General features: G+C 67.1%; 3 protein-coding genes. All 3 read left to right on the top strand.

The window, feature by feature from the left end:
• Nucleotides 1-250: hypothetical protein (locus E4634_RS21610; protein ID WP_206046985.1), on the top strand; the 250-nt coding region annotated here is incomplete at its 5' end.
• On the top strand, nt 243-599 hold the full coding sequence (locus E4634_RS21070; protein ID WP_135446659.1) for a transcriptional regulator: 357 nt from the start codon (nt 243-245) through the stop codon (nt 597-599). The genes E4634_RS21610 and E4634_RS21070, both read left to right, overlap by 8 nt.
• Before the next feature lie 100 nt (nt 600-699).
• The coding region (locus tag E4634_RS21065; RefSeq protein WP_135446658.1) for an FAD-dependent oxidoreductase at nt 700-1,210 on the top strand (511 nt) is incomplete at its 3' end.

Here is a 1,210-nt window from a genome sequence, read left to right as displayed (position 1 = left end):
CAGCGCCATGCTGTTGCCCGGCCTGTGGCAGATACTGGTCGGCCTGCTGGGCTTTTCCGTGGTGCGCAGCCTGCCGCGAAATATCGTCTGGGTCTCGGCCTGGTATTTCGCCTGCGGTGCCGGCGTACTCATGGCGGCCGCGCGGGTGGGCCAGCTGCAGCCGTGGATGATGGGAGTGCCGCTGGTGCTCGGCCAGCTGATGGTGGCAGTAATCATGAACCATGCCGAAAAGGAGATAGCCAGTGAGTAACATCGACGAGGCGCCATTCGCCTTTCCCGGGCTGGATCGCGCCTTCCATGAGAAGGCCCGGCTGGGCATCGTCAGCTCATTGTGCGGTCACGCGGAGGGGCTGCTGTTCTCTGAACTCAAGCAGTTGTGCGGCCTTACCGATGGCAACCTGAGCCGGCACCTGCAGGTGCTGGAACAGGCCGGTTACCTCCTGATCGAGAAAACCAATGCGGGGCGCCGTTCGCAGACCCGCTGCCGCCTGTCCGGCGAGGGGCAGGCGCGTTTCACCGACTACCTGCGCGAGCTGGAGGAAGTCCTGCGCCGCGCGGCGGCCCACCAGTTGCCCGGCGGTCCGGCCCTGGTGAGCTAGCGGCGCCGTCGGCGCGCCTTCCCCGGATACACCCGCCGGCCGGCACTGCGCCGGGCCGACATCACCCACCACCGGCGCACACAACAATAAGGAGACAAGCATGCAGGGTTTCGACGAAAGCTACGACTTCGTGGTCGTGGGCAGTGGCGGCGGTTCGATGTGCGCCGCGCTGTACCTGCGCTCGCTCGGCAAACGGGTCCTCATCCTCGAAAAAATGGATATCGTCGGCGGCACCACCGGCCGCTCCGGCGGGGTGCTGTGGATTCCCGCCAACCCGTTCATGGCCGCGGCGGGTATTGCCGACAGCCCCGAGCAGGGCAGGGCCTACCTGGAGGCGGTGACCGGCAGCCAGCCGGATGCGCCGGCGGCGACCCCCGAACGGCGCGACATGTTCGTCACCGAAGGCCCGCGCATGCTCGACTTCCTCATCCGCCAGGGCATCGAACTGGCGCGCGCGGACTACTGGCCGGACTACTACGACGAGGCGCCCGGCGGTTCCGAGCCCGGCCGCACGGTGCGCGCCAAGCTGTTCGATATCAAGGAACTGGGTACCTGGCAGGACAAGCTGTTCCCCGGCTTCACCGAGCTGCCCGCCTACATGGACGAGATGC

Origin of the sequence: Mangrovimicrobium sediminis (assembly GCF_004745945.1) — a bacterium.
GTDB classification, from domain to species: domain Bacteria; phylum Pseudomonadota; class Gammaproteobacteria; order Pseudomonadales; family Halieaceae; genus Mangrovimicrobium; species Mangrovimicrobium sediminis.
Note: the sequence above shows the minus strand (reverse complement) of the source record. Positions and strands in the feature narration are given on the sequence as shown.